This window comes from Enterobacter cloacae complex sp. SYL001 (assembly GCF_049237025.1).
GTDB classification, from domain to species: Bacteria; Pseudomonadota; Gammaproteobacteria; order Enterobacterales; family Enterobacteriaceae; genus Enterobacter; species Enterobacter intestinihominis.
On record NZ_JBMKJI010000001.1, the window covers coordinates 15,749 to 36,451 of the forward strand.

18 protein-coding genes are annotated in these 20,703 nt (G+C 56.3%); all 18 read left to right on the forward strand.

Going from position 1 to position 20,703, the window contains the following annotated elements; genetic code table 11:
* Positions 1-134: 134 nt before the first annotated feature.
* The 18 genes from ACOTZP_RS00075 to ACOTZP_RS00160 all read left to right on the forward strand — a co-directional run bounded on the left by ACOTZP_RS00075 (position 135) and on the right by ACOTZP_RS00160 (position 20,701).
* Positions 135-617, forward strand: coding sequence for an Hcp family type VI secretion system effector (locus ACOTZP_RS00075; protein ID WP_014884229.1), 483 nt, complete (start codon positions 135-137; stop codon positions 615-617).
* Between the two features lie 75 nt (positions 618-692).
* On the forward strand, positions 693-1,682 hold the full coding sequence (locus ACOTZP_RS00080) for a hypothetical protein (protein WP_271074643.1): 990 nt from the start codon (positions 693-695) through the stop codon (positions 1,680-1,682).
* A complete protein-coding gene (locus ACOTZP_RS00085) occupies positions 1,676-2,092 on the forward strand; it encodes a hypothetical protein (RefSeq protein ID WP_126314960.1) in 417 nt (138 codons plus the stop codon). The genes ACOTZP_RS00080 and ACOTZP_RS00085 overlap by 7 nt, the downstream gene beginning before the upstream one ends.
* Before the next feature lie 90 nt (positions 2,093-2,182).
* Positions 2,183-3,958 (forward strand): type VI secretion system-associated FHA domain protein TagH, encoded by a 1,776-nt coding sequence (gene tagH, locus ACOTZP_RS00090; RefSeq protein ID WP_421633569.1) that lies wholly within the window; start codon positions 2,183-2,185, stop codon positions 3,956-3,958.
* Positions 3,955-4,752 carry a PP2C family protein-serine/threonine phosphatase gene (locus ACOTZP_RS00095; RefSeq protein WP_003859969.1) on the forward strand — a complete coding sequence of 266 codons (798 nt, stop codon included), beginning with the start codon at positions 3,955-3,957 and terminating at the stop codon, positions 4,750-4,752. The genes tagH and ACOTZP_RS00095 overlap by 4 nt, the downstream gene beginning before the upstream one ends.
* A 16-nt stretch (positions 4,753-4,768) precedes the next feature.
* The gene (locus ACOTZP_RS00100) at positions 4,769-5,755 is read left to right on the forward strand and encodes a hypothetical protein (RefSeq protein ID WP_023300322.1); all 987 of its coding nucleotides are present in this window, start codon (positions 4,769-4,771) and stop codon (positions 5,753-5,755) included.
* Positions 5,756-5,764: 9 nt separating this feature from the next.
* Positions 5,765-6,577, forward strand: coding sequence for a type VI secretion system accessory protein TagJ (locus ACOTZP_RS00105; RefSeq protein ID WP_022648404.1), 813 nt, complete (start codon positions 5,765-5,767; stop codon positions 6,575-6,577).
* On the forward strand, positions 6,570-7,133 hold the full coding sequence (gene tssE / locus ACOTZP_RS00110) for a type VI secretion system baseplate subunit TssE (RefSeq protein ID WP_015570336.1): 564 nt from the start codon (positions 6,570-6,572) through the stop codon (positions 7,131-7,133). The genes ACOTZP_RS00105 and tssE overlap by 8 nt, the downstream gene beginning before the upstream one ends.
* Positions 7,134-7,135: 2 nt before the next feature.
* Positions 7,136-9,007, forward strand: coding sequence for a type VI secretion system baseplate subunit TssF (gene tssF / locus ACOTZP_RS00115; RefSeq protein WP_023300321.1), 1,872 nt, complete (start codon positions 7,136-7,138; stop codon positions 9,005-9,007).
* The gene (tssG, locus tag ACOTZP_RS00120; RefSeq protein WP_421633570.1) at positions 9,004-10,047 is read left to right on the forward strand and encodes a type VI secretion system baseplate subunit TssG; all 1,044 of its coding nucleotides are present in this window, start codon (positions 9,004-9,006) and stop codon (positions 10,045-10,047) included. The genes tssF and tssG overlap by 4 nt, the downstream gene beginning before the upstream one ends.
* Before the next feature lie 38 nt (positions 10,048-10,085).
* Positions 10,086-12,701, forward strand: a complete 2,616-nt coding sequence (tssH, locus tag ACOTZP_RS00125) for a type VI secretion system ATPase TssH (RefSeq protein ID WP_271074644.1) — start codon at positions 10,086-10,088, stop codon at positions 12,699-12,701.
* Positions 12,702-12,725: 24 nt separating this feature from the next.
* Complete coding sequence (locus ACOTZP_RS00130; protein WP_023306450.1) at positions 12,726-14,159, forward strand: serine/threonine protein kinase; 1,434 nt, start codon at positions 12,726-12,728, stop codon at positions 14,157-14,159.
* A 25-nt stretch (positions 14,160-14,184) separates the two neighbouring features.
* Positions 14,185-15,651 (forward strand): phospholipase, encoded by a 1,467-nt coding sequence (locus tag ACOTZP_RS00135; protein ID WP_271074645.1) that lies wholly within the window; start codon positions 14,185-14,187, stop codon positions 15,649-15,651.
* Positions 15,648-16,409 (forward strand): ankyrin repeat domain-containing protein, encoded by a 762-nt coding sequence (locus tag ACOTZP_RS00140; protein WP_271074646.1) that lies wholly within the window; start codon positions 15,648-15,650, stop codon positions 16,407-16,409. Before ACOTZP_RS00135 ends, ACOTZP_RS00140 begins: the two co-directional genes overlap by 4 nt.
* A 52-nt stretch (positions 16,410-16,461) precedes the next feature.
* Positions 16,462-16,878 (forward strand): hypothetical protein, encoded by a 417-nt coding sequence (locus tag ACOTZP_RS00145; RefSeq protein WP_022648397.1) that lies wholly within the window; start codon positions 16,462-16,464, stop codon positions 16,876-16,878.
* 84 nt (positions 16,879-16,962) lie between these two features.
* Positions 16,963-19,545 (forward strand): type VI secretion system Vgr family protein, encoded by a 2,583-nt coding sequence (locus ACOTZP_RS00150; protein WP_063148594.1) that lies wholly within the window; start codon positions 16,963-16,965, stop codon positions 19,543-19,545.
* Between the two features lies 1 nt (position 19,546).
* Positions 19,547-20,053 carry a hypothetical protein gene (locus tag ACOTZP_RS00155; RefSeq protein ID WP_223861994.1) on the forward strand — a complete coding sequence of 169 codons (507 nt, stop codon included), beginning with the start codon at positions 19,547-19,549 and terminating at the stop codon, positions 20,051-20,053.
* 207 nt (positions 20,054-20,260) lie between these two features.
* Positions 20,261-20,701, forward strand: a complete 441-nt coding sequence (locus ACOTZP_RS00160; protein ID WP_421633571.1) for a DcrB-related protein — start codon at positions 20,261-20,263, stop codon at positions 20,699-20,701.
* The last annotated feature ends 2 nt before the right edge of the window (positions 20,702-20,703 follow it).

Below are 20,703 nucleotides of genomic sequence, written 5' to 3' on the forward strand. Positions count from 1 at the left end.
TGTCAAATGACACGGGTCGTTTGATATGAGGCAGAGGTAAAATATGGACGGTTTTATTCAGCCCCATGCTTTCCTGTTTGCCATATAAGGGCTTTTTCGAAAGCAATATTGTTCATCCACGAAGAGTAGATATTATGGCTATTGATATGTTTCTGAAGGTCGAGGGTGTTACGGGCGAATCTAAAGATTCTAACCACACCGGCTGGACTGATATTACCTCCTTCTCCTGGGGCGCGTCCCAGCCGGGTAATATGAGCGTTGGTGGTGGCGGCGGTGCCGGTAAGGTTAACTTTAACGATCTGCACGTTAACGCTCTGATCGACAAATCCACTACAGCAATCCTGAAACACTGCGCAAGCGGTAAGCACCTGACCAAAGTTGAACTGTCCGTCTGCAAAGCGGGTGGTCAGCAGGTTGAATATACCCGCATCACCCTGGAAGACGTTCTGGTGACTTCCGTTCAGTACACGGGTGCAGACAACGGTGATACCGTTGGCGTGACCTATGCATTCCAGGCTGCGAAAGTGAAACAGCAGTACTGGGAGCAGACCACTGCCGGTGGTAAAGGTGCTGAAAGCAGCGCTGGCTGGAACATCAAAGAAAACAAAGAAGCGTAATTGCGCGCGTGACCGGGGAGTTTTCCCCGGTCATTATTTACAGAGACTTAATTTCGTTTGCAAAGGGATGTCAATATGAGTGTAAAATCAACGGTTGCTCCTGGTTATTGTGTTGTTCAGCAGGCTGGTACGTTAGATTTCCAGGCAAGACTACTGTTCAATAAACCAGACAGTGAAGCGGCACGTTATTTTATGCAAGTGAACAGGGACACACGGTGGTTAAAACCCGGGCAAATATTGATCCTTAATGCTCCGGGTGCTGAAAATGCGGTTCAGCTAAAACAATTACAAAATGCAAAGCAAAAGGTTAATGGAGCATTGGCAGAACTGAATACAGATGAAGCTAATTTCTTTAACAAGTATTTTAGTACCATCGCAGCATTAACTAATTTTATGGATAAATCTCTCGGGGTGGTTGCTGATGCAGGTGAAAGGTACTTTAGCGAAATAGAAAAGAAATTAAAAGCTATCGAACTGGCTTATCAAAATCAATACAGAACGCAAGGCACATTGATCGGGAAGCAGTTTTTTGTTGAGAGGCAAAAACTTTTTTCTGAGCTGGACGTTTTATTAAATAAGCTGTCCAGACTAACGCTGAAACTGAAACCTTATGAAGAAATCAAGCACGCTTTAGGTTTATCAAGCAGGTCAATTGTCCACGAATGGAGTACTGCGGGTGTTGCCTCGATACGAGGGTATTCAACATATGTAGACAATGCATCAAAAGCTGCCCGTTTTCTGAAAATGGGAGGATGGCTTGCTATCGGCTTCGCTGGAGCAAACACAACCAATGAAGTTTACGATGCCTGTACAGTAGGTAGAGAGCAGAGTTGTTCCAAAGTCGCCGTTAAGAAGTACAGTCAATTTGGCGCCAGTCTTGCGGGCGGGATTTATGGCGGAAAATATGGTGCCATGGCTGGGGCTGGCGTATGTGTTGCATTGGGCGTGGCAACAGGTGGTGTAGGGTTGCTCGCGTGTTCTGTGGTAGGCGCCGCTGCGGGTGGATACATTGGTGGCGAAGTTGCCGGTGGAGCAACTGAATATGTCATGGATAAACTATGGTGAATGTAGAAAATATTCTTTTATTTCTGATCGTTGTTTTATTTTTACTTGTCGTAATTATGGACTTCATCAGTTCTCGTTATTTTAAAAAACACGAGGCCGAATATAATCAGCTTCTTTCAGAATATCGCCAAAAAGGCTACGATCTCGATCTGGTGACAAATTACGCATCTTTTTTTGGCTCGCTGGCGAACTATCAAAAAATAATCTGGTTTGTTCGTCTTCGCAAAGGCGTGAAGATGAAATTTACCAAAGACAGAAATGTTCAGGATGATGCCTATAAATTCGTTCAGGCTTTACCGGAAGAGAGAATCGGCTGGATATTAAAACTTCATCGACGCTATAAAGTTCAGGCCTTACTTTTTACGCTATGGCTGCTTATCGGCATTATTTTCCTGAATGTAGTCAAATAGCTTTAATCAGCCCTTAACCCCCAAACCCCGCCGTTCTCACCCCCGAGAGCGGCAGCGTTTGAGCGCTAATCATACCAGCAGGAATACGCCATGCGATTCACGATTATTTCTACGAAACCCGGTCATCAGCCGCCGCAAAGCAGCTGTGATTTTTATGCCCCGGGCGGCACCATTGGGCGCGGTACGGATAACAATCTGGTGCTGCCGGATAATGACCGCACCATCTCGCGTTTGCAGGCCATCGTTCACGTCGACGCCAGTGGCGAATGCCGCGTCACGAACCGCGGCAGCGTTACCCGCGTGGTACTGAATGATATCCCGCTGGAGCGTGGGCGTCAGGTTGAGCTTCAGGATGGGGATATTCTCGGTATTGATGATTATCGCATTGAAGTCAGCGAACTCATTCATGACACCCAGCCCGTAAGCCGCATGGCGGCCAGCATGCAGCAGGCGCGCCCAGCGGCGACACCTGCTCCGGCGGCACAACCGAAACCGGCCAGCGCCGCGCCGCGCGGAAAAGCTGAACCTACGGCCGTGCCGTCGGAAATCTGGGACAGCCTGATGCAGGAGTTCTCCATCTCCGACAGCATCTCCAGCAATCGGGCAAAGCCACAGCCCGCGGCCTCCCACGACCCGTTCTCCCAGCCTGCGGCCCCGGAGCGGAATGCCGAAGACCCGCTGGCGATGTTCAACGATGCCGATCCGTCGCTTGAACGTAAAAACGTGGACCCGGACACGCTGTTCAGCGATGAAGCGTTGTTTAAAAAAGAGAGCATCTTTGACGATGTCACCCCTTCAACGCTGGTACAGCCGGACGAAAGCAAACCTGCCCAGCCAAAGGAAGATGCGTCGGATGAACTCGATCCGTTAGCCCTGTTTGGCGGGTCGGCGAGCGCGCCTGCCGCGCGTCACGATGACCCCCTTGGCCTGATGGGCGGCGCGCCGTTAACCCATCCGGATGAAATCGTGGCTGATAAGCCGGAGCCAAAGCCTGAAGCGCAAGCCGCACAGGAAGAGGATGCGCTGGCCAGTTCACCGCTGTTCGATCCGGAACCGACTGAACCACAGGACGCGCCGCGCGCGGAAGAAGAGCCCGCGCGTCCCGATTACGCTGGCTTCACCATGCCAACGCCGCAGGCCGTGGCGCGCAGCAACGCGCAGGCACCGAAAGGCCGCCTGCGTATCGACCCGGTTAAAAACGCTGCATCGCCTGCTGCCTCAGCGCAGACCGGCGAGCGGGGCGAGGTGCTTCAGGGCGAACTGCTGGAGGCGCTGCTGGAGGGCATGGGCCTGAGCGAAATGCAGCCGGTGCCGCAGTTTGACCGGGAAAATATGCGTCAGCTGGGGCAGATCCTGGGCATGTTCTCGCAGGGAACCGTGGCGCTGCTCTCCTCGCGCTCCATTCTCAAGCGCGGGGTGAAGGCCGATATGACCATGGTGCTTGACGATGCCAACAACCCGTTCAAGCTGCTGCCAACCGGTAAAACGGTCCTGATCCAGATGTTCGGCACGCCGATGCCGGGCTTTATGCCGCCGACCAAATCGGTGCGTGATGCGCTGATCGATCTACAGGCGCACCAGCTGGGGATGATCTCCGGTATCCGCGCCATTATCGCCGCCATGCTGCAATCCTTTAACCCGGAACAGCTGGAAGAGCAGGCGAAACAGAACGGAATGACGTCACGCCTGGCGCTGCCGGGCAGCCGTAAAGCCGCGCTGTGGGATTATTTTGTTCGCAGCTATGGCGAGACGGCGGGCGAGATTGAGGACGACTTCCACACCCTGTTTGGCGAAGCCTTCCTCCATGCCTATGACATGGAGGTCAATCAGTACAAAGACTCACAAAGCGGATCGGAAGAAAAATGAATATCGCAACGGCTTCTCTCTCCCGCCAGGGGACGCGCGCCAGCAACCAGGATCAGACGGGAGAAACCATTGGGGAACGTTCAGCCTGCTTTGTCGTCTGTGACGGCATTGCGGGCCTGCCGGGCGGCGAGGTGGCCGCTGAGCTGGCCCGCAACAGCATTATTTCCCGCTTTGACGGCGACAAGCACCTGAATGCGCAGCATATTCGTGACTACGTCCAAACGGCGAACCGCACCATCCTCAGCGAACAACAGGCCGTGCAGGACTATCGCCGGATGGGCACCACGCTGGTCAGCCTGTTTATCGACAGGGATTACCGTCTGGCTTACTGGGCGCACGCCGGAGACAGCCGCCTGTACCTGTTTCGCCGCGGCTGGCTGTGGCACGTCACCACCGACCACAGCCTGGTGCAGCAGATGAAAGATGCCGGGCATCAGACCGACGATCTCAACAGCAACCTGCTGTATCTGGCGCTGGGTATTGAGAATGGCGGACCGGAAGCGAGCTACAGCGATGTTGTGCAGGTTGAAGACGGTGATGCGTTTTTACTCTGCACCGACGGTTTCTGGCACGGCGTCAGCGAAGAGCAGATGAAACAGTCGCTGCACATGGTCAATACGCCACAAGAGTGGCTGACCTTGATGAACCAAATCATTCAAAAGAATGCTGAACAGGAGGGCAATGCTCAGGATAACTATACCGCCGTGGCGGTGTGGATGGGCAACCCTCAGGACACCACTTTGCTGCATACGCTCTCTGACGCAGCACAATTTCTTCCCTGCGGAACTGATTAGACACACAAGGATTGATATGAAACTTTGGCTATCGGGTTTGGCTCTTCTGACGGTGGCGACCACCGCACAGGCTGAAAACTTCCGCATCGTGCAGTCTCCTGCGCAGAAGCTGGATATCTGGATCGACAACATTAAAGACAATACGCCGCAAAGCTGGTGTAAGGCGGACGTGGCGCTGCGTATCGTGGCGAACGGCAAGAAAGAGGTTTCGGTGCTGGAAAACTTCGTGCCGCGCCTTGGCTCGCTGCTGGAGCACCAGTGCAGCAAGCTGAATACCCTGAACTGGACGCTTAACGATCCGGAAGGCACGACGCTTGCCCGGGGCACAGCGGCTAAAGCGCAGGACTGGGCGCTGGTGGTGAAACAGCAGGAAACGGCGGCGGCAACGACCACCACCTCAGGCGCGCTGCTACCGCCTGACCAGAATCCGGAGACGCACACCGTGGCGGCAGATCGTACGCCATGGCAGGAGTTCACCCTTCAGGACGGTTGCCACCTGCGCACCTTCTGGGAGGGCGGTTCCTCCGCGCCAGCGCTGTTTATTCCCGATTCCGACACCACTCGCTGCGGTAACGGCAGCTGGCTCAGCGGCCACACCGTGGTGACGCAGAATCGTAACGGGACGCAGAAAGCGATTCCGGTCACCTACATTCACGGCTTCCCGGTGATGGGACTGAACAACGCGGTCGATCCTGAAAAGGCGCTGATCACCTCCGTCAACAAAGAGCGCATGGTCTTCAGCACCCCGAACAGCGATCAGAGCTGGATGATCCTGCCGTACGACAGCACCCTGAACGGCTGGAAGAGCAACGGCACGGTGGCGGTGGAAATCACCCGTGAGATCGCCAGCGACGACGCCAGACTCCAGGCGCGTATCGCAGAGGTGAAGAAGATCTGGAGCGCATGGATTACACCGGGCGCGGAGCTGAACGTTGTTCTGATTGACACGCTGCGTCCGCAGCTACGCGATCCGGCTGTGGGCGCCTGGCGCGCGGCGAATTAAGGAGGGGCTATGAATACGCTTTATCAACGTCTGGCGGGTGAGTCGATTAGCGACGCGCTGCTTCGCCTGGAAGCCGAAATCAAAGCTCGTCCGGCGGATGCCGATCTGCGCGCTGCGTTTGTGCAGTTTCTGATCCTCAGCGGCAACTGGGCGCGCGCCCTGACCCAGCTGAAAAGCTGGCTGGCGCTGAAGCCGCAGGCAAAACCAACCGTGACGCTGCTGGAGCAGGCCATTCAGGGTGAACAGCAGCGGGCGCGCGTGTTCGCGGGAGAGGTACGACCGGCAATGCCCGAGGCGCAGTGGCCGTGGCTGACCACGTTAGCCCAGGCGCTGACCGAAAGCGCAGGGCATGCGCAAACGCTGCGCCTGGCGGCACTCGAACAGGCCCCGGCAAGCCGCGGGCAGGTCACGCTGGAGAATGAAGAGAGCCACACCTTTGAATGGCTGATGGACGGCGATGCCCGTCTGGGGCCGGTGTGTGAAACCCTGGTCAACGGCCGCTATTTCTGGGTGCCGTTCTGCGCCATCGACACGATCCGTTTTCAGGCTCCGGCCAGCGTGACCGATCTGGTGTGGCGTCATGCTCTGGTCCGCCTCACGGACGGCACCGAGCAGGTGTGTCAGATCCCGGCGCGTTATCCGTTTGCTGACGGAGCGCCAGACAGCGTTAAGCTGGGGCGCACCACCGAGTGGCTTCCACTCGACGATGACGGCACCCTGTATGAAGGCATGGGGCAGAAAGCCTGGCTGAGCGAGCAAAGCGAAAGCCCGCTGCTCACCCTGAGCCTGGTGACGTTCGCCGCGGATGGCGCGGATGAGTAATCCCGCTGGCGAAGGCGATCTGCTGCGCAGCGGCTGGCAGGCCCGCAGCAGACAGGAGAAAGTGGGGGCGCGCGACAAAATGCAGCCGTCACTGCTGGATCGCCTGACGGATAACGATCCGGAAAAAAAACGCGAGTCCGCCAACAGTAATCTGATTACCCACGCCGCGCTGCGTCGTAACGTCCTGCGGGATTTACAGTGGTTGTTTAACACCATTAACCACGATGCCTCCAGCGATCTGAGTGGTCTGACGCAGGTGAGCCGTTCTGTCGTTAACTTTGGCGTCGCGCCGCTGGCGGGGAAAAGAATGTCCGATATCGAATGGCACGACATTCAGCGCAAGCTCACCGAAGCGATTATTAACTTTGAACCGCGGATCCTGCCGCAGGGGCTTCAGGTTCGCTGCGTGTCCGATACCTCCTCATTAGATCTGCACAACGTGCTGTCTATCGAAATCAAAGGCCGCCTGTGGTGCGTACCGTATCCGCTGGAGTTTCTCTTTCGCACCGACGTCGATCTTGAGAACGGCCATTTTGAACTGAAGGATGCGGGGTAATTATGGAAAGCAAACTGCTCGAATATTACAACCGTGAACTGGCCTATCTGCGCGAGATGGGCGCGGAGTTCGCCGAACGCTACCCAAAAGTGGCGGGGCGGCTCGGCATGCGCGGCATCGAAGTGGCGGATCCGTACATAGAGCGCCTGATGGAAGGTTTCGCCTTCCTGACCTCCCGCGTGCAGATGAAAATGGACGCCGAATTTCCACGCTTTTCACAGCGTATGCTGGAGATGATTGCGCCAAATTATCTGGCGCCTACGCCGTCGATGGCGATCGCTGAAATTCAGCCCGACAGCAGCCGGGGCGACCTGAGCAAAGGCTTTATTGTGCCGCGCGGCACCATGATGGACAGCCTGGCGCTGAAAAAAACCGGCGTTACGTGCAGCTATACCACGGCGCACGAGGTCAACCTGCTGCCGTTAAAAATTGAGCGGATCGAGCTGGGCGGCGTTCCCGCCGATCTGCCGCTGGCCCAGCTCGGCCTGAGCCAGCGGGGGATCAGCAGCGCCTTACGGATCCGCATTGCCTGCGATGGCCCGCAGCATCTTGGGCACCTGGATTTTGACCGCCTGGAGTTCTTCTTAAGCGGCCCGGACATCGAGGCGCTGAAGCTGCTGGAGCTGGTGATGGAGCACCACGCGGGTATTGTCTGCCAGACGGTCAGCAAGCAGCCCCAGCGCCAGCTGCTGTCGTCTGACGCCCTGCGTCAGGAAGGCTTTGATGCGGATCAGGCGCTGCTCCCGGACGATCTGCGTAACTTCGACGGCTATCGCCTGTTGCAGGAGTACTTTGCGTTCCCGGCGCGTTTTCGCTTCATCAGCCTGAGCGGGCTGGGCAAGCTGATCCAGCGCTGCGAAGACGAAAAAGCGTTTGATATCTTCATTCTGCTCGACAAGAGCGACGATCAGCTGGAGCGCGTGGTGGATGCCAGCCACATGGCGCTGCACTGTACGCCGGTGATCAACCTGTTCCCGAAAGTGGCGGCCCGGCAGAAGCTGAGCGAAAGCCAGCATGAATACCATCTGGTGGTGGATAACATCCGCCCGCTGGATTATGAAATTTATGCTGTGAAAAAAATCTATGCCAGTGCGGATGGTCAGCGGGACGACCAGACGTTTCGTCCGTTCTGGAGTACCTGGAGCGGAGACGCGGGCAACTACGGCGCCTATTTTTCCCTGCGCCGTGAACAGCGCGTCCTCTCTGAACACGCGCTGCGCTACGGCACCCGCACGGGCTATATCGGCTCGGAGGTCTTCGTCTCGCTGGTGGATGCGCAGCACGCGCCGTGGCAGGAGAATTTGCGCTACATTTCCGCCGAGGTGCTGTGTACCAGCCGCGACCTGCCGCTGATGCTCCAGCAGGAGCTTGGGCAGTTTATTATGGCCGACTCCATGCCGGTGAAGGCGTTAACCCTGCGTAAAGGCCCGACGCCGCCGCGTCCGGCGCTGGCGGAAGGGTTCAGTACCTGGCGGCTCATCAGCCAGCTGCAAATGAACTACCTCAGCCTGATGGACAGCGAAAACGAAGAGGGCGCTGCCGCGCTGCGTCAGCTGTTAGGGCTGTACGCTAACCTCGCCGAGACGCCGGTTGCCCGTCAGGTGGATGGCGTTCGTCACTGCGTGCTGGAGCCGGTGCACCGCCGCGTGCCTGAACCCGGCCCGGTGGTGTTCGCCCGCGGGATCGGCATCACTCTGACGGTGGACGAACGCGCCTTTTCCGGTGCCAGCCCGTGGCTTTTCGGCAGCGTGCTGGAACGCCTTTTTGCCCGCCTGGTCTCCATCAACAGCTTTACGGAGTTCACGCTCAAGAGCCAGCAGCGCGGCGAAATCGGCTACTGGGCGCCGCGCATGGGTAAAAGGGCGCTGGTATGAGTGAAGTTGCCCCTGCAACGCTGCGCGTGCATCGCCTGACGCCGCTGCCCGATGCGTTCTGGCGCGGAGTGTGCGAGACGCCGTGGCGCTACGATCTGTTTCAGCTGTTAAGACGTATTGATGCCCAGGGCGGTGAACGTTACCCGCTGGGGCGCGCGCCGCTGCCTAAATTTGAGCCGCTGCGTATTGGTCAGCAGCCTTCAATGGGGTTTGCGCCGTCAACGGTTGCCGAGGTCCGGCAGCGGGAAGAGAATGGACTGCATGAGGTTTCCATTCTGAGCTTCGGCCTGTTTGGTCCTAACGGCCCACTGCCGGTGCACATGACCGAGTATGCCCGCGAGCGTATTCATCATCATCAGGATCACAGCCTCAGCGCGTTTGCTGACCTCTTTCACCACCGCCTGACGCTGCTGTTTTACCGCGCCTGGGCGGACGCGCAGCCTGCCGTTTCACTGGATCGCGACGACAACAGGCGCTTCGAAGGGTATCTTGCATCGCTGATTGGCATGGGTCAGCCCGGCCAGATGTCGAAAGGCAGCCTGAGCCCGCATGCCCGCTTTACTCACGCCGGGCACCTGACCCGCCACGGGCGGGACCCGGAAGGGCTGGAGAAGATCCTGCGCAACTATTTCAACATTCCGGTCAGGTTGGTGGCCAATGTACCGCAGTGGATGCCGCTCTCAACGCGGGAGCAGGCACAGCTGGGTGAGGGGCGTCGCCTGCCGCGCATGGGGGAGTCCGCTTTTCTTGGCATTGCGGTACGCGACGTGCAGCATAAATTTCGTCTTGAGATTGGCCCGTCGAGCGCAGACGAATACAACCGTTTTCTGCCGGGCGAAGGGTGGGTCACCGAGCTGCGCGACTGGGTGCGACAGTACGCCGGGGTGGAATTTGAATGGGAAACACGGGTGATCCTGCGCGCCGATGCGGTGCAGGGCACCACGCTCGGCAGCGCCGGGCGATTAGGGTACAACACCTGGCTGGGCCTTCAGCCTCAGCCTGTTCCGCGTGGCGATCTGGTGTATCGCGCAGAGCGATAATCCTTCCGTATACCGAATCATTGTTAATGGAAACTAACATGTCAGAAATTAGCCGTGCCGTGCTTTTCGGCAAACTGGATACGCTGTTATTTACCTCTCTGGAAAGCGCGACTGCCTTCTGTAAGCTGCGCGGCAACCCGTACGTTGAGCTGGTGCACTGGCTGCATCAGCTGATGCAGCAGCAGGATGGCGATCTGCAACAGGTCATCCGTCACTTCGCCCTTGATGAACAGCAGCTGACGCGCGATATCGTGGCGGCTCTGGATGCCCTGCCGCGTGGCGCGAGTTCCGTCTCTGATCTTTCCGAGCATATCGACAGCGCCGTCGAGCGCGCCTGGGTCTACGGCTCGCTGAAGTTTGGCGTCAGCCGCATCCGCGGCGGCCATTTGTTGATCGGCATACTGAAAACGTGGAATCTGGCTAACGTGCTGAAAAGTATTTCGGCGCAGTTCACCCGTCTTAACGTCGAGGTGCTGATCGAGCAGTTCGACGCTATTTGCGCCAGCAGCAAAGAGAGCCAGCAGGCCGCCGCCGCTGCGGACGCAGCTGCCGGGGCAGTACCGGCTGCGCAGGGCACGCTGGCGCAGTATGGTCAGGATCTGACGGCGCGCGCCCGGGATGGGAAAATTGACCCGGTGGTGGGGCGCGATGAAGAGATCCGCCAGATGGTCGATATTCTGATGCGTCGTCGCCAGAACAACCCCCTGCTGACCGGGGAAGCTGGCGTCGGGAAAACGGCAGTGGTGGAAGGGCTGGCGCTGCGTATCGCTGACGGCGACGTGCCTGAGCCGCTGCAAAACGTTCAGCTGTGGCTGCTGGATATCGGCATGCTTCAGGCCGGAGCGGGCATGAAAGGGGAATTTGAGGCGCGCCTCCAGGCGCTGATTAACGAGGTGCAGTCCAGCGCCACGCCGATTATTCTGTTTATCGATGAGATCCACACCCTGATTGGCGCTGGCGGCCAGCAGGGCACCGGCGATGCCGCTAACCTGCTCAAGCCTGCCCTGGCGCGTGGGCAACTGCGCACCATCGGCGCGACCACCTGGGCGGAATACAAAAAATACATTGAGAAAGATCCGGCGCTGACCCGCCGTTTCCAGACCCTACAGGTTCACGAGCCGGATGAAGCGAAAGCTGTATTGATGCTGCGCAGCACCGTGTCGCCGCTGGAAACTCATCATCAGGTTTTACTCCTCGACGAAGCGGTCAGCGCGGCGGTGAAACTGTCGCATCGCTATATTCCTGCGCGTCAGCTGCCGGATAAAGCGGTGGCGCTGCTGGATACCGCCTGCGCGCGCGTGGCCGTCAGCCAGAGCGCGCCGCCTGCCCAGCTGGAAGACTGCCTGCGTCATCTGGCGGCCCTGGACGTGGAGCTGGAGATTGCCGAACGTGAAGCGCGCGTGGGGGCGGGCGATCCGGCGCGCGTGGCGACATTAAGCGCCGAACGTGACGCGTTCGAAACCCAACGCGAGGCCCTGGCTCGTCGCTGGGAAGAAGAGCGCACGCGGGTGCAGGAAATTATCCGTCTGCGTGCCGCACTGTTTGCGGCGAGTGATGAGGATACGGCTGAACTGCGCGGCCAGCTGGCAGAACAGCAGCAGGCGCTGAAGACCTTACAGGGTGACGAACCGCTGCTGTTTGCCGCGGTCGATGAAAACGTGGTGGCTGCGGTGGTTTCGGACTGGACCGGGATCCCGCTGGGTCGGATGGTGAAAAATGAGATCGACGCGGTGCTGAACCTGGCTGATACGCTGAACCAGCGGGTTATTGGTCAGCGTCACGGTCTGGATCTGATTGCCCGTCGGGTAAAAACCTCGCGGGCGAAGCTTGACGATCCGAACAAACCGGTCGGCGTATTTATGCTCTGCGGGCCGTCCGGCGTGGGCAAAACCGAAACCGCGCTGGCGCTGGCGGAGTCGCTTTACGGCGGCGAGCAGAACGTCATTACCATCAACATGAGTGAATTCCAGGAAGCGCACACCGTTTCGACGTTAAAAGGTGCGCCTCCGGGCTATGTGGGCTATGGTGAAGGCGGCGTCTTAACCGAGGCCGTGCGCCGCCGTCCCTACAGCGTGGTGTTGCTGGACGAAATTGAAAAAGCGCACCCGGACGTGCACGAGATCTTCTTCCAGGTCTTCGACAAGGGCTGGATGGAGGACGGCGAAGGGCGTCACATTGATTTCCGTAACACCATTATTATTCTGACCTCTAACGTCGGCACCGAGCTGATCGCAGCCATGTGCGCCGACCCGGAACTGATGCCGGATCCTGACGCGTTAAGCGGCGCCCTGCGCCAGCCGCTGCTGGAGGTGTTTCCGCCTGCGCTGCTGGGCCGCCTGCTGGTGGTGCCGTATTACCCTCTGAGCGACGAGATGTTGGGGCAGATTGTGCGTCTTCAGCTCAGGCGCATTCAGCGTCGTCTGGAAGAGAATCACAATATTATTTCTGAATTTGACGACAGCGTGGTCGAACAGATTGTTCAGCGCTGTACCGAGGTTGAGTCGGGCGGGCGTATGGTGGATGCGATTCTGACCAATACGTTGCTGCCTCAGATGAGCCAGATTTTACTTACCGCCAGCCGCAGCGACGAGCAGTACCGACGTCTGCATGTCACCTGCGAGCAGGGCGAGTTCCACTGTCAGTTTGCCGCGTAATAATCATCAAGAGAACTGTAAAAGATGACGGATAATGATAACAATCGGACTGTCCCAAACGCGCTCCCGGTCGGGTACCGTTTCAATGAGTTTGAGATAAAAGAGGTGATTGGCGGCGGCGGATTCGGCATCGTCTATCGCGCCTGGGATCACCAGCTCGAACGCACTATCGCTATCAAAGAGTTTATGCCTTCCTCCCTCGCCGTGCGCGGCGAGGATATGACGCTGGTGCTGCGCAGCGAGCGCTTCGGCAAAGCGTTTTCTGCCGGTCTGAACAGCTTCATCCAGGAAGCCCGCCTGCTGGCGCGCTTTAACCACCCGAACCTGCTGCACGTGCTGCGCTTCTGGGTGCAAAACGACACGGCCTATATGGGGACGCTGTTTTACAGCGGCACCACGCTGTCGCGTCTGCGCGAAGAGAAACCGGAGCTGATTAACGAGGCGTGGATCCGCCGCATGCTGCCAATGCTCTTCGGCGCCATCAAAACGATCCACGATGAGGGCTACCTGCACCGCGACATCTCGCTGGATAACATTCAGATTCAGGATAACGGCCTGCCGGTGCTGCTTGATTTCGGATCGGCGCGCCGCACCATCGGTAATCTCTCGGATGAGACGGAAACCATGCTGCGTCCGGGGTTCGCGCCTATCGAGCAGTATACCGACGACAATGAAAGCGAGCAGGGGCCGTGGACGGATATCTACGCGCTCGGCGCCGTATTGCGCACCCTTATCGTTGGCTCTCCGCCACCGGTCAGCGTGGTGCGTTCGATTCAGGACACCTGCAAACCACTGGTGGAGCTGATGCCGCAGGGGTATTCCATTCCGCTGCTTCAGGCCATCGACAAGGCGCTGGCGCTGCATATGGAAGACCGTCCGCAATCCATCGAAGAGTTTGCGGCGCTGATCGAGATGCCCGTCGCCGGTATCGACGAGGTGCTGACCGCGAAGAAGACCGGCACGATGCTGGTGCCGGTGGAAGAGGAGACATCTGCTTCCGCGCTGGACTGGCGACGTTACAAGCTTCCGGGGCTGGTGGCCGCGGGCGTGCTGGTTGGGGTGGTTGCCGGTGCGATGCTGTTCGGCGGCGGCAGCCAGGAAACGCCAGCGCAGACGGCGCAAACCCCTGCCGTGAGCCCTCCGGCTGAAACCTCCGCCGCAGCGGAAACCAGACCGGCAACTGCCGACGTGAGCGAGCCGGTAGCGCCACCTGCTACGGCGCAGCAGAGTGCGTCGCCTGTCGACGCCAGCCCGGTCGCGCTGGTCTATATCCGCATGCTTGATGGCGAGACGCTGAAGGTGAACGGCGAGCCGAAAGCGCTGCGTCCGGGGAATAACGGTTACGCATCGCTGAAACTGCCTGCAGGCGAGACCCGCATTGAACTGGAAGGCAATGGAAGAACGCGTACCCAGACGCTGGATATTGCGAAGCCAGGCACCTGGCTGGTGAATCCGTAAGCCTGCGGGTAACAGGACGGAGCGAATGTATAACATCAAGTTTGTCTATCTGTTCCACGAGAACGTCTCGCCAGCGCTGTTTGCGAAAATAATCCGCCCGTCCGTTGCCGGACAGTGGATTATGTCGGTTCCCGACCATTCGCTGCGCTCGTTCTTCACGCGCTACGATCTGCTGCGCACGATCACCGGTGCGAATCCTTGTCAGTCCGGGCGCGATACCCGCACGCTGATCGCGCAGGATTTAGAGATGGGCAGAGTGGTTGCCATTGACGAAAGTTTTCGTGACTGGTCATCAGTAACGGAAATTTTTTATATCAACGCCAAAGGGCAACTCCAGGCTGCCTCGCTGGTCGGCCTGGGCTGGTATCCGGTGAGTACGATTGTTGACCGCTACGAAACCATGGTGAGAACGTACGGATCTCGCCCTGCACCAACGGTACTGCCAAAACAGGTAGTGAAATCTAAAACGGCACAGGTGCCGGATGAACCTACTCCCGGCAAGGACGGTAAAACCTATGCCGGGCAGCTTCAGAAGATGACCAAAGCAGAACGCTGGCAGGCGCGTAAGGATCTGATTGCGAAGGGGAGCAATAGCCTTTATCCGGATGCCCAGATCGCCGCGAAACGTCTGGCAGCGAATAATATCGCGGTGGAAAAAGCGAAGCTTGCGGAAAATATTTATAAGACCGTGAACCCGCTCGAAACCACACCGGGCGTGCCGGAGGGATGGACAGATATCAGTAATGACGATGCGCTGTTAGGAAAGTTCGGGCTGAACAAATCCATGCTCTTTGACGATGATACGTCCCCCAATTTTCTGGCGCGCGTCTATCAACCGAAGCCGGAAGTGTTTGGTGCAGATATGAACCCCACGCTGGTATTCAGGGGATCGCGCGAGCCTGGTTTCGCCTCTCTGTCTGAGAATGTCTCCTCTCTACTGACCAAAGGGGAACTGGCGCCGGTGGTAAACGGGGCTGACTGGTCGAATAACTTCTCACAGGGCATGGGTATGGCTTCAGATTATTATAAAAAGGCCGTGAGTATCGGTAAGGAGCTGGCAAGGTCAGGGCAGAATATTGATATTGCCGGTCATTCCCTTGGCGGTGGTCTCGCCTCTGCAACCTCTATGGGCAGCGGGAAAGCGGGGTGGACGTTTAACGCCGCCGGCCTCAATGCCGGAACCGTAGAAAAATACGGCGGTAAGATATTAGGCAGTACGGATAATATCCAGGCGTATCGGGTTGAAGGTGAACTGCTGACGAAGATTCAGGAAGTTAACCCCTGGGAAGATCTGAAAACGATGAAAGGGCATGTCCCTTCGTGGATCCTCAAAGAGGAAATCTCTGCGCTGAGCCCTAATGCTGCCGGAATACCCCATGATCTTCCCGGTGGAACCGGAAGCGCGCTGGACCGCCACGGAATTAATCAAGCGATTGATTGCATAGAGCAACAGAAGGATGAGGATATTTCGATAATCGGGAGTCGATTGTGAAAAAAGGGTTGATGGCTTTTGTCGCGTTATGTTTTTTATTCATGATTCAGGGGTGTAAGCAGGATATGGACCTTAATCCACAGGACTACTTCAGCGGCCAGCAGCTTGAACTGGCGAAAGCGATTGAGGAAGGCGACGTCGATGCGGTGAAGACGCTTGCGCCAGACAACGACCTTAATCAACCAGGAAAGCAGGATATGACCCTGCTTTTCTGGGCCCTTGGCAACGCAATTAATGATAAAAAAACGTCGAGCCATTTAAAGGTGATTACGTTGCTAGTTAAGGATGGCGCAGATCCGCTCCAGCCTCGACCGCAGGGAAAAAGCAGTCCTGCTGAATTTGCCCTAAAGGGAGACAGTGCGGACTGGATCGACGCGATGTTGGACGGTGGCCTCTCACCCAACGTGAAAGATAAGGTTTTCCACGAACCGATCGTCTTCCAGTCGCTTAAAGCGAAAAATACAGAGACGCTGGAAGCCATGCTCGATCGCGGTGCTGACGTAAACTCAACCAACTCACTGGGTAAAACGCTGGTGTTTGATGCGCTGGATAACCAGGCTTACGATCATGTCTTGTTGCTGCTCGATCGGGGAGCGGATCCGTCAATTAAGGCCAAAAATGGCTGGTCGATGAGCAATGCGCTCGCGGACGCGCTGAATGGACTTGACCGAGGCAGTGAGCAATACGAGAAATTAAACGAAATAAAAGAGAAGCTCATCCAGAAGGGGGGCGAATGGCCACCCGCGCCGGTTAAGTGATTGCTCAACTGTCATGAACGCCAGAGATAAGGTTTTCGTTTTCTGGGGATGCATGGATGCCCTGGCCATTGTGCTCTATTGTGCCCAGTCCGTGCGACATGACAGAATCCCTTTTATTTCCGATATACACGCCTTCAGTACGGTTGTGAACACGCTGTCTGCTGGTGGGTATAGCGCTCTGGTTATTCTTTTCTTTATTCTCGATTTCTTGTTGTTGCTCTCTTTTATTGCCTCAGCATGGTGCTTCTTCGCCCGGAATTTATACGCGAGAAGACTGGCGCTCTACCAGGAAATACTGCGTCTGGTTGGATTTCGCTACTCAGTTTCCCTTTTTCCCCTGGTGTTAAGTTTCACGGGCGTGATGAATGTCTGGCTAAATGGCTTTTTGTTCTTTTTGTCAGAGTTTCTGAAAATCTATTCCCTGTGGATTTATAAATATGAAGGGGAATGGCCCCCGGTTAAAGAGTAAGACGGCCAACAACCAGAACATTCACGTTTAAAAAAACCTTGCGTTAAAAATACTCTCAGCATAAACCATTACGGAATAAAGATTATGCTCAACCGAATTACCGTTCAGCTCCCGGTTGAGGGGCTGCTTTTCTGGAAACTCTCCGGCCGCGAGGCGATGTCGGAGTCGTTCGCGCTGACGCTGACCCTGCTCGGCACGGATGCGCGCATTGACCGCAGCAGGCTGCTCGGTCAGCCGGTCACGGTGACCATCCCCACCCAGAACCTGCTTACCCCCCGCTATATCAACGGCAAGGTGACGCGCGTGGCGGTGAGTGCCGTGGAGCTGACGGGCACCCGCTATGCGGTCTACCAGCTGACGGTGGAGCCGGACCTGTGGCCGATGAAGCGCGACCGTAACCTGCGGATTTTCCAGGGCCAGACGGTACCGCAGATTGTGAAAACCCTGCTGGGTGAGCATCAGGTTAACCTCGAAGACAAACTCACCGGCAGCTACCGGGTGTGGGACTACTGCGTGCAGTATCAGGAATCGAGCCTGGACTTCATCAGCCGCCTGATGGAGCTGGAGGGGATTGCGTATCACTTCAGCCACGAGGCGGACAAGCACACCCTGGTACTGACCGACGCCGCGACGCAGCATCAGCCGTTCAGCGGCTATGAGGTCATTCCTTACCATCAGACGCCGTCCGGCGGCAGTACGGATGAAGAGGGCATCAGCCAGTGGGCGCTGGAGGACAGCGTGACGCCGGGGATTTACAGCCTCGACGACTACGACTTCCGCAAGCCGAACGCGTGGCTGTTCCAGGCGCAGCAGAACCCGGCGTCACCGAAACCGGGCAGCATCGACGTGTACGACTGGCCGGGCCGCTTTGTGGAGACAGGCCATGCGGAGTTCTACGCCCGCATTCGTCAGGAGCGCTGGCAGGTGGAGCATCAGCAGATTCAGGCGACGGCCACGGCGGCGGGCATTGCGCCGGGCCACATCTTTACCCTGACCAACGCGCCATTCTTCAGCGATAACGGTGAGTATCTGGTGACGGCGGCCGGGTATCACTTCGAGGAGAACCGCTACGCCAGCGGCGAGGGGGAAACCATTCACCGCACCGATTTCACCGTTATCCCGGCGGCGGTGTCGTACCGTCCGGCGCAGAGCACGGCGTGGCCGCGGACCTACGGCCCGCAGACGGCGAAAGTCGTGGGGCCGCAGGGGGAGAGTATCTGGACGGACAAATATGGCCGCGTGAAGGTGAAGTTCCACTGGGACAGGCTGGCGAAGGGTGACGACACCAGTTCCTGCTGGGTGCGTGTCTCCAGCGCATGGGCGGGCCAGGGCTACGGCGGGGTGCAAATCCCGCGCGTCGGCGATGAGGTGGTGGTGGACTTTATCAACGGTGACCCGGACCGACCGATTATCACCGGGCGCGTGTATAACGAGGCGAGCATGCCGCCGTGGGCGCTGCCGGCTGCGGCGACGCAGATGGGCTTTATGAGCCGTACGAAAGACGGTTCAGTGGACAACGCCAACGCCCTGCGCTTTGAGGACAAGGCGGGAGCAGAGCAGGTGTGGATCCAGGCCGAGCGCAACATGGACACCAGCGTCAAGAATGATGAAACGCACAGCGTTGGCGGCGCGCGCAGCCATTACGTGAAGAAAAATGAGCTGCATCGTGTTGAAGCGAACCAGATCCAGGCCGTGAAAGGCGGAACCGAGATCCTGACGGGAAAAGGCAAGCTGGATGCAGCGGTAGAGCAGTATGTCATTGCTTCCGGGACGAAGCTGCGGCTGGTCTCGGGTGAGAGTGCTATTGAGCTTAACGCTAACGGCAAGATTAACCTGATTGGCAAAGAGTTTAACTTTTTCGTTGAGGGAGATGGGTATATCACCACGGGTGGTAAGCTGCATCTGAATACCTCGGGAACCAAGCCGGGCACAACGGCACCGGGATCGGGGCATAAAGGGGATATTGATGCGGCGGTGCAGGAGAAGTTTTCTCCAAATAAAAGTGCTAAGAATCCGGCTCCCGCAGTTTCAGCGCCAGCAGCATCCAGACCAAAACCAACAACAAAATTTGCAGCAGCTCCACCATTAAAAGGGAGTTACGTTTATCAAAATAATTCCTACAACTCTGATGTGATGCCCTTCAGTGAAGATGTAGTTAAGGAAATCAATAAGTCACCAACGCTTCAGACACAATTAAAAGATCTAAAAGATAAAGGGTGGGCTATCCAGCCGGGAGCCGCAGGAGGGGGGAGTTACGCTGATACTAATAACAAATTGATTGTCATGGACCCTGAACACATGGAGGATACAGCCACAACTGTGCAAACTCTGGCACATGAGGCAGGGCATGCAACTTATCCTGTTGCGGTAGATGCTTCGAGTAAGGAAAACTTCATCAACAGCCAGCTTATGGATGAAGGTGGAGCAACGCTGAATAACATTAAAATACAACGCGAGATCCTTGCAAACGGCGGTATTGATATTGATATAGCGGGAAGTGCCGAAAACCTAAAAGCATATAATTCTGCATATGATAAAATGGTGAGCGGTGAGTTATCTCGCATTGATGCAGCCAAAGCAATAGGAAAAGTGTATGGTAAAGGCGAAATAGCCTCAGGGACTAATTTAAATTATAATGATTACTATGGAGGATTCTATGGAAAGTAGGATGATTAAAGCTACATTCCTCATTGTTCTTCCACTATTTTCAGCATTTACCTATGCAGGGCATAATAAAATGAATCAAGATTCGTTGTGGCAAATGATCAAAGAAATGAAATCAGTGTGGGGTAAACAAGTTGAGGATGTCAGTAAACTGTTTAACCAACCGCTGATTAATAATACACAGGAGAAAGAAGACCGTTATACTTCAGCTCCCTTTACGTTAACTGATGGCACACGGATCAGCGATGTGGATGTTCGTTTATGGGGAAATGGCGATAACAGCGTATCTTTGATTTCTTTCGTAATTAATCATCCATGTATTACTCTTGAACAAGTCAAATCTCATTTTCCAGATCTGAAATTGTCTAATATCCCTCGCGGAAACACGCCGGGACAATCAGTTGGATATCGCACTCCTACCGATGAACGCGGGCTGGCATGGGCATTTGGCTTTCCAGTTTTGAATCAGGAATGCCTGAGCAGGGTAGTTATGTCACGCTACGAACATTAAGTTGCGAGGCAACTTTACGGGCTGTGAAAGAAGATAATTATCAAACGGCCAATAATATCGCTGCCCCTAAAGTTTTTGCGGAAAAAAAAGAAAGTGCTAACGTTGTAATGATCTTGTCCCTCTGAGTCGCTAAGCAGTAATTAATATTGGCTGTATAAACTTTAGCGCTTTTAATCTTATTATTCTAATATCATCCCGAGTTCACTTATGAAATACACCCTCCAGGAAGGTTCGTTTTCCCTTTTCCCTGCTGCCTGGCAGGATAACAGCATGAACATTATTCGCGATGACGAAAGCGGGTTATCTGTAGTGGTCAGTCGCGGCGTCATCCCGGATGGCAGCAATTACGAACAAGAGTTTCACCGCCAGTGGGATGTGCTGCGTTCTCAGATGGGTGAGATCGCCCAGAACGAATTTCAGCACGTAAAAGCCGGGCCAGACGGAAACATTAGCGGACTGGAAGTTGAGACCACCTTTGACCGTAACGGCCAGCGCCTGTGGCAAAAACAGCTGGCCGTGCAGACGCCGGGCAAACCGGTACTGATGATTTTTACCCTCTCGGCCTTAAAAGCCTTTACGGAAGAGGACGAGGCGCGCTGGAGCGCACTGAAGCAGAGTCTGACGCTAAACGACAACCGGAATGTGTAAGG